Source organism: Sphingorhabdus sp. (assembly GCF_044357595.1).
Taxonomy (GTDB): Bacteria; Pseudomonadota; Alphaproteobacteria; order Sphingomonadales; family Sphingomonadaceae; genus Sphingorhabdus_B.
In genome coordinates this window covers 1-7,196 of the sequence record NZ_JBIKPH010000125.1, presented here as the reverse complement: position 1 = coordinate 7,196, position 7,196 = coordinate 1, and the positions used below count along the sequence as shown (strand labels likewise).

The window sequence follows — 7,196 nt, the reverse complement described above, 5'->3', positions numbered from 1 at the left end:
GGTTAGAGTTTCCTTACGTACTTTTTGTCCGGCCAGTCGGTTGGTTCCGACGGTCTTTGACCAGAGTTGCCTTGATGCCCGAATAGCAGCAAAGCGTTCGTTTTAAGAGGGTAACGAAGAAACGCGCGTGTCACCCTGAACGTGCTTCAGGGTCTTACTGATGAAGGCCAATGCCAAAGTAAGATGCCGAACCAAGTTCAGCATGACGCAGCTTTCCTGCGAAACGCCCCGCCACTTACTTCTGACGGAGTTTCGACTCCACCAAAGATATCGCAGCTTGAACGGCGTCGCCTATAGTCAAATCGCCGGTATCAAGCAATAGCGCGTCTTCGGCGGGTTTTAATGGGGCATCCAAGCGGCCCATATCGCGTTCGTCGCGGGCGCGGATGTCAGCGAGGATATCCGCAAACGCGACATTGATGCCCTGCCGTTGCATTTCATCATGGCGTCGCCGTGCGCGGATCTCGGCAGGGGCGGTGACGAACAGCTTTACCTCGGCATGCGGCGCAATGACCGTGCCGATGTCGCGGCCGTCAAGCAATGCCCCGCCCGGCTGGTTGGCAAAGTCTACCTGCCGCTTGTTGAGCGCGGCACGCACGTTGGGGTGGATAGACACACGGCTTGCAAGGCCGCCAACTTCCTCGTTCCGCAAAACCGGATCATCAAGAATGCTATCGGGAAAGCCACATCCGGCCAAAGCGTCCGCCGGATCGTCGGGGTTGCCCTTATGCAATTGCACGTGCCGTCCCACCGCGCGGTAGAGCAGGCCCGTGTCCAAAAACGGCAAGCCGAAATGCGCGGCGAGTGCCTTTGCCAACGTGCCCTTGCCCGAGGCAGTTGGCCCGTCAACGGCGATAATCATTTCGCTGCGCCTGCGTCAGCAGGGCGCGTCATCAACGCCTTGACAATGCCAAACAGCGCAATTGCCATCCAGACGACTTCCAAAACCATCGTCGGAAGATTGAAATTCACCGTCAACGATATGGTTAGCAACGCCGCGCCAAGGAAGTTCGCCGCATTGAACCACAAAGCGTTCATCTGCGCCGTGAGGTTGCTATAGGCGAAAGCCGCCACGATGAAAAAGCTGCCCGCAAAACCGACAAGATCCGCGGCGAAGGGCGAGAGATATTCGGTCAATGCTGCGCCTGCAGATTTATAAGAATGTCTTCAAATGTCGGAAAACTCGTCGCGATGGGCGAGACGTCATCCACCGTTACCGCGTGATAGCAATTCTGCCCTGCCACCGCGAAACTCATCGCGATGCGGTGGTCCAATGCACTTGTCACGGTCGCACCGCCTTCTAACGGCTCCCCGCCGCTACCTTCTATGATGAGGCCATCTTCGCGTTCTTCGACTTGCGCACCAATGGCTTTCAGGCCAGTCGCCATGAGCGCCAGCCGGTCGGATTCTTTGACGCGCAGTTCGTCCAGCCCGCTCGTCGTCGTCCGGCCTTGCGCCATGCTGGCGGCGATGAAAAACACGGGAAATTCGTCAATCATGCTTGGCGCAACATCCGGCGGTACGTCTATGCCGCGCAAGACCGAGTGCCGCGCGGTGATGTCGGCCACTGGCTCGCCGCCGACTTCGCGTTCGTTGGAATAGGTCAGGTCAGCGCCCATCGCCTGTAGCATTTTATAAATGCCGGTGCGGGTCGGGTTCATGCCGACATGGGTAACGGTGACTTCGCTGCCTGGTGTAATCAAAGCGGCGACCACGAAGAACGCGGCTGACGAAGGATCGCCGGGAACCGCAATTTGCTGCGGCTGTAATTCAGCTTCACCCATCAACCGGATATGGCGTACGCCATCTGTATCAACATCAACCGTTAAATCTGCACCAAAACCGCGCAACATCCGTTCGCTATGGTCGCGGGTGGGCACTGGCTCGATGACTTCGGTGATGCCCGCAATGTTTAACCCGGCCAGCAGGACGGCGCTTTTAACTTGCGCAGAGGCCACCGGCAGGCGGTAACTAATCGGTATGGCGGGCACCAGTCCACGCACCATCAGCGGCAGCATACCGCCGGGGCTCGTCGTAAACTCGGCGCCCATTTGGCTAAGCGGATCAATCACGCGGCCCATGGGGCGTTTCGACAGGCTTGCATCGCCAATGAACGTGGCGGTTAGCCGGTGGCTGGCAACGAGCCCCATCAATAACCGCGTGGAAGTGCCGCTGTTACCCATGTCCAGCGCACCAGAAGGCTGCATGAGGCCACCGACGCCAACGCCGTGCACGGTCCAACTGCCTTCGCCATTCCGTTCAATATGCGCGCCCATCGCCCGCATGGCGGCGGCAGTGGCCAAAACGTCTTCGCCCTCAAGCAAGCCAGAGATATGGCTTGTCCCCACCGCAAGAGCGCTCAACATAAGCGCGCGATGTGAGATGGATTTGTCGCCGGGAACCTTAAGCGTGCCGCGTAACGGGCCGCTGGGCTGGAAACTGCCGGATCGAGATTGGGCGCGGTGCATGATGTTTTTCGCTTTGCGGATGATGCGCGATCAAGTCAACGACCACAGTAATTTTTGACAGCGGCGCGTCGCTGTGGCAAAGGCCGCGCCAATTGACGGTGATTCACAGACGTGGATCGCCTTTCCAAGCCAGTTTAAAAAGGATTTAAGCCCGCCATGATCAAGGCTGAATGGGGAACCAAGCGCACTTGCCCGAAATGTGGCGTTCGTTTTTATGATCTGACCAAGGATGAGCCGGTTGAATGCATCGAATGCGGCAACCAGTGGACGCCAGAGCCAGTTCTGAAATCGAAGCAGCCAATGCCGTTTGAAGAAGTCCAAAAGAAAAAGGACGACTCTGACCTGGCCGATGACGATCTCGACATTGACGTCGATGCTGTCGACGGCGACGTTTCGCCAGACAATGATGTTGACTTGGGTGGTGACGAAGACCTTGGCGTTGCTGGCACCGAAGGCGAACCTGACGACATCTAATCTTCGCGCTTGATATATATAGGAGCGCCCGCTAGTGGCGCTCCTCACCAAGGCCGCTTCTGGGCGGCTATATGGGGCCTTAGCTCAGCTGGTAGAGCGCTACACTGGCAGTGTAGAGGTCAGGGGTTCGACTCCCCTAGGCTCCACCAACCTTCGCTAAAGCTTCGGCTGGCAGGCCAGACGATGTTTTAGCGAAGGTTGTCCGCCGAAGCCGCAGGCGTAGGAGGGCTTTTTCAGATGCCGCATCACGTCTATATCATTCAGAGCGAAGCACACCCGAATGAATTTTATACGGGAATGTGCACAGACGTTGCGAGCCGTCTAGGTGACCATAATTCTGGAAAGTCAAAGCACACCTCGAAGTTCAAGCCTTGGAAATTGGTTTTCCATTGTTGGTTCGACGATCCACACAAACCCGTTGCATTCGAAAAATATCTCAAATCAGGGTCGGGCCGTGCGTTTGCATCAAAGCGACTGCGCTAGTCAAAACCGGCATTCTCCCCTAAAGGCCAATTATGCATTTTCTTGACCAAGCTAAGATTTTTGTCCGTTCTGGCGCAGGTGGCCCGGGGGCTGTCAGCTTTCGGCGTGAGAAATATGTGCAATATGGCGGCCCTGATGGCGGCAATGGCGGCAAAGGTGGCGACGTCATTTTTGAAGCTGTGGCGGGCCTGAACACGCTTATCGACTTTCGCTATGCACAGCATTTTAAAGCGATGCGCGGCATTCAAGGCATGGGCCGAGACCGCCATGGCGCATATGGCGACGAACTCGTCATTCAGGTTCCAGTTGGAACGCAGGTGCTTGCTGATGATGAGGAGCGCACGCTTTTGTTTGACCTTACCGCGGTTGGGCAGCGCGTTGTGTTCCTGCGCGGCGGTGATGGCGGTCGCGGTAATGCTTCGTATAAAAGCTCGACAAACCGTGCTCCGCGCGAACATGGCCCAGGCTGGCCTGGCGAAGAAATGTATGTTTGGTTGCGGCTGAAGCTGCTGGCCGATGCTGGTCTTGTCGGTATGCCGAACGCGGGCAAATCGACATTCATCAACCAAGTGTCGAATACCAAAGCGAAGGTCGGCGATTATCCGTTCACGACCACGCGTCCGCAATTGGGTGTCGTAGACCATAAATCGCGTGAGTTCGTGCTTGCCGATATTCCCGGGCTTATTGCCGGCGCCGCGGAAGGTGTCGGCATTGGCGACCGTTTCTTGGGGCATATTGAACGCTGCCGCATTCTCATTCACTTGATTGACGCGACGCAGGATGATCCCGTTGAAGCGTGGCATGTCGTGTGTGCCGAATTGAGTGAATATGGCGCGGCACTTGATGAAAAGCCGCAGATTGTTGCACTCAACAAGGGCGATTTGCTGGATCCGGAATTAATGGCCGATATTGCACAGCAGCTTCATGCCGCTGGCGCGAAAGATGTCATCGCGATTTCGGGCGCAACGGGCCAAGGCGTTGATCTTGTACTCGACCGGATTTTGGAGGCGCTGCCTGCCAAAAGCGGCATCGAAGGGGCGAAAGCCGACGGCATTTCCGAGGACGGGACATGGTCGCCAATCTGAACGCTGCCTTCCTGCCAATATCTTGCCCCTTATTGGTGGTGAAAGTCGGATCGTCGCTGTTGGTTCAGCCTGACGGTAAATTGCGGCGGGAATGGCTGCAAACGCTCGTCGCCGACATCAGTGCGCGGCATAAGGCGGGGCAACGGATCATCATTGTGACGTCCGGCGCGATTGCGCTGGGTGCCCGTCGGCTTGGCTTTGACAAGGGTGGCCGCGCCAGCCTTGCCGATGCGCAGGCTGCGGCGTCCGTGGGGCAAATTGTGCTGTCTGGCATTTGGGCTGATTTGTTGGAAGCGCAGTCCTTGGCCGCAGCGCAGATATTGGTCACGCTGGATGATTTTGAAGACCGCCGCCGCTATTTGAACATCGCCGCTACATTGGACCGCCTGTTGGGGGCAGGCGCGGTGCCTGTGATCAACGAAAATGACAGCGTGGCCACCGAAGAAATTCGTTTTGGCGATAACGACCGTTTGGCAGCCCGTGTTGCGCAAGCGGCGGGCGCTGCTGGCGTGGTGTTGCTGTCCGACGTCGATGGCCTGTTCGACCGTGCGCCGCATTTGCCCGACGCTATGTTGCTTCCAACCGTCGAGAAGATTGATGGCCGCGTGCGGGTGATGGTGGCCGAAGGTTCCTCCTCTGGCATGGGATCGGGCGGGATGGCGTCCAAGCTGGATGCCGCCGACATTGCAACGCGCGCGGGGATTGGCCTTGTCATCGCATCGGGCCTGCGCGACCACCCGCTTTTGGCATTAGAGCAAGGTGGCGCAGCGACCTTCTTCGTCCCGCGTGAAGGGGCGTCGGCCCGCAAAAGCTGGCTCAGCGGGCGGCTAACGGTCAAGGGCCGCATCCGCATCGACGATGGTGCGGTTCGGGCGTTGAAAAACGGCAGCAGCCTGTTGCCCGCTGGCGCCTTGTCGGTTGAGGGCGAGTTTAAGCGCGGCGATGTCATAGACATTAGCGCCGACGACGATATCGCAATTGCCCGTGGACTTTCGGAATATGACGCGGTCGATGCCGCACGAATTTGTGGACATCGGTCAAGCGAGTTGGCGTCCATATTGGGGACTGTGCCGCGCTCCGTCCTTGTCCACCGCGATCAACTGGTTCTTCTGTGAAGACAGTTGCGCTGACGGGCGCGACGGGCTTTGTCGGGCGGATCACACTTGACCGACTGCTTGCCGCTGGCTGGCATGTGCGCGCGTTGACGCGGCGCGACCAGCCCAAGAAAGCCGGGGTAACTTGGGTGCATGGGCGCCTGGATGATGCCGCCAGCCTCATCGAATTATGCAAAGGGGCCGATGCCGTCTTACATGTCGCAGGCGTCGTAAACGCGCCCGATGCGGCAGGTTTTGAAAGCGGTAATGTGACGGGCACGGCACATATGCTCGCTGCAGCAGCATCGGCGGGTATCGGTCGCTTCGTCCATGTTTCCTCACTCGCCGCCCGCCACCCTGGCTTGTCGATATACGGTGCCAGTAAAGCGAAAGCAGAATATTTGGTGCGCTGCTCCAAACTCGACTGGACCGTCATCCGTCCGCCGGGAGTCTATGGGCCCGGTGACACAGAAATGTTCGACATGTTTCGTATTGCCGCCAAAGGCTGGGCCTTGCTGCCGCCACGCGGACGCGTCTCCGTCATTCATGTCGATGATTTGGCGCGTTTGCTTGTGACATTATTGTCGGCTTCTGATGTATCGAAGCGGGTTTTTGAGGCTGATGACGCTATCGTGGGCGGGTGGAGCCATGAAGCTTTTGCCAAGGCCATTGGCGCGGCAGTCGGACGCAACATCACAACAATCCACGCGCCGCGCTTTCTTCTAAAAATTGCGGGATGGGCCGATCGGGCTATTCGGGGACCAAAGGCAAAGTTGACGCCGGATCGCGCCGATTATCTCGCGCATACCGACTGGACCATTGACCCGGACGCCGCGCCAGCGCCCGAACTTTGGAAACCGGAAATAGCCACGCCAAAGGGGCTTCAGGACACAGTAACATGGTATCGCAAGCAAGGGTGGATGTAGCGCCTTGGCCTTGCCCTTTTGCCGCCTTATTCCCTTGCCATAGCGCCACGATATAGCGCAATAGTCGCAATCTATTTCGAGGATTTACGAATGACTGACCGAAGCGAAATGTTTGATCGCCTGAAGGGCTTGATTGCGCCATTTAACAAAAAAGGCGTTGATGTCAGTGAGACAACGACCTTTGCTGGCGACCTTGAATGGGACAGCCTGACCGTCATGGACTTTGTCGCGGAAGTCGAAGACAGCTTCGACATCATCATCAGCATGAATTTGCAGGCAGAGATCGAAAATGTCGGCCAGTTGGTCGATGCCGTGACCAAGCTAACCGCTGCCTAATTTTTTACGAGAGACGGTAATGACTGACTTATTTTCAAAATTTGACGCTTTAATCGCCCAGCGCGAAGGTCTGCTCGCCACTGGTGTGAAGGACCCGTTCAGCCTGGTGATGGAAGAGGTGAAATCCCCAACCGTTGCCGTCGTCAATGGCAAGGAAACGATCCTGCTTGGCACCTATAATTATATGGGCATGACCTTTGATGATGATGTCATCGCGGCAGGCAAGAAAGCTTTGGACGAATTTGGCGCGGGCACCACGGGCAGCCGCGTTCTGAATGGCACGTTTCAGGGCCACAAGGAATGCGAAGACGCGTTGAAGGAATTTTACGG

Annotated in this window: 9 protein-coding genes, 1 tRNA gene and 1 pseudogene; 8 read left to right on the top strand and 3 right to left on the bottom strand. The window is 57.2% G+C overall.

Going from position 1 to position 7,196, the window contains the following annotated elements; translation table 11 throughout:
• Positions 1 to 235: 235 nt before the first annotated feature.
• The 3 genes from ACIQ2T_RS10945 to aroA are packed head-to-tail and all read right to left on the bottom strand — an operon-like array spanning position 236 to position 2,468.
• Positions 236 to 862 (bottom strand): (d)CMP kinase, encoded by a 627-nt coding sequence (locus ACIQ2T_RS10945; RefSeq protein ID WP_397590838.1) that lies wholly within the window; start codon positions 860 to 862, stop codon positions 236 to 238.
• Positions 859 to 1,137, bottom strand: a complete 279-nt coding sequence (locus ACIQ2T_RS10940; RefSeq protein WP_397590837.1) for a hypothetical protein — start codon at positions 1,135 to 1,137, stop codon at positions 859 to 861. Before ACIQ2T_RS10940 ends, ACIQ2T_RS10945 begins: the two co-directional genes overlap by 4 nt.
• Positions 1,134 to 2,468: a 3-phosphoshikimate 1-carboxyvinyltransferase gene (gene aroA, locus ACIQ2T_RS10935; RefSeq protein WP_397590836.1), complete on the bottom strand. Its 1,335-nt coding sequence runs from the start codon at positions 2,466 to 2,468 to the stop codon at positions 1,134 to 1,136. The genes ACIQ2T_RS10940 and aroA overlap by 4 nt, the downstream gene beginning before the upstream one ends.
• 156 nt (positions 2,469 to 2,624) lie before the next feature.
• Between aroA and ACIQ2T_RS10930 the strand changes: the two genes are divergently transcribed.
• The 8 genes and pseudogenes from ACIQ2T_RS10930 to ACIQ2T_RS10895 form a co-directional block, all read left to right on the top strand.
• Positions 2,625 to 2,942 (top strand): FYDLN acid domain-containing protein, encoded by a 318-nt coding sequence (locus ACIQ2T_RS10930; protein ID WP_397590835.1) that lies wholly within the window; start codon positions 2,625 to 2,627, stop codon positions 2,940 to 2,942.
• Between the two features lie 73 nt (positions 2,943 to 3,015).
• A tRNA-Ala gene (locus ACIQ2T_RS10925) sits at positions 3,016 to 3,091 on the top strand.
• A gap of 88 nt (positions 3,092 to 3,179) precedes the next feature.
• Positions 3,180 to 3,425: a GIY-YIG nuclease family protein gene (locus ACIQ2T_RS10920; protein ID WP_397590834.1), complete on the top strand. Its 246-nt coding sequence runs from the start codon at positions 3,180 to 3,182 to the stop codon at positions 3,423 to 3,425.
• 32 nt (positions 3,426 to 3,457) lie between these two features.
• Complete coding sequence (gene obgE, locus ACIQ2T_RS10915; RefSeq protein ID WP_397584650.1) at positions 3,458 to 4,510, top strand: GTPase ObgE; 1,053 nt, start codon at positions 3,458 to 3,460, stop codon at positions 4,508 to 4,510.
• Positions 4,495 to 5,625, top strand: coding sequence for a glutamate 5-kinase (gene proB / locus ACIQ2T_RS10910; RefSeq protein WP_397590833.1), 1,131 nt, complete (start codon positions 4,495 to 4,497; stop codon positions 5,623 to 5,625). Before obgE ends, proB begins: the two co-directional genes overlap by 16 nt.
• Positions 5,622 to 6,530, top strand: coding sequence for an NAD-dependent epimerase/dehydratase family protein (locus ACIQ2T_RS10905; protein WP_397590832.1), 909 nt, complete (start codon positions 5,622 to 5,624; stop codon positions 6,528 to 6,530). The genes proB and ACIQ2T_RS10905 overlap by 4 nt, the downstream gene beginning before the upstream one ends.
• Positions 6,531 to 6,620: 90 nt before the next feature.
• On the top strand, positions 6,621 to 6,866 hold the full coding sequence (locus tag ACIQ2T_RS10900; protein WP_300038296.1) for an acyl carrier protein: 246 nt from the start codon (positions 6,621 to 6,623) through the stop codon (positions 6,864 to 6,866).
• A gap of 19 nt (positions 6,867 to 6,885) precedes the next feature.
• Positions 6,886 to 7,196 (top strand): annotated as a pseudogene (locus ACIQ2T_RS10895) (8-amino-7-oxononanoate synthase); the annotation flags it as partial.

Bases quoted from the DNA above. Each gene is read 5' to 3' on its own strand.
- ACIQ2T_RS10945 (WP_397590838.1), bottom strand. From the start codon at position 862: ATGATTATCGCCGTTGACGGGCCAACTGCCTCGGGCAAGGGCACGTTG.
- aroA (WP_397590836.1), bottom strand. From the start codon at position 2,468: ATGCACCGCGCCCAATCTCGATCCGGCAGTTTCCAGCCCAGCGGCCCG.
- ACIQ2T_RS10930 (WP_397590835.1), top strand. From the start codon at position 2,625: ATGATCAAGGCTGAATGGGGAACCAAGCGCACTTGCCCGAAATGTGGC.
- ACIQ2T_RS10920 (WP_397590834.1), top strand. From the start codon at position 3,180: ATGCCGCATCACGTCTATATCATTCAGAGCGAAGCACACCCGAATGAA.
- obgE (WP_397584650.1), top strand. From the start codon at position 3,458: ATGCATTTTCTTGACCAAGCTAAGATTTTTGTCCGTTCTGGCGCAGGT.
- proB (WP_397590833.1), top strand. From the start codon at position 4,495: ATGGTCGCCAATCTGAACGCTGCCTTCCTGCCAATATCTTGCCCCTTA.
- ACIQ2T_RS10900 (WP_300038296.1), top strand. From the start codon at position 6,621: ATGACTGACCGAAGCGAAATGTTTGATCGCCTGAAGGGCTTGATTGCG.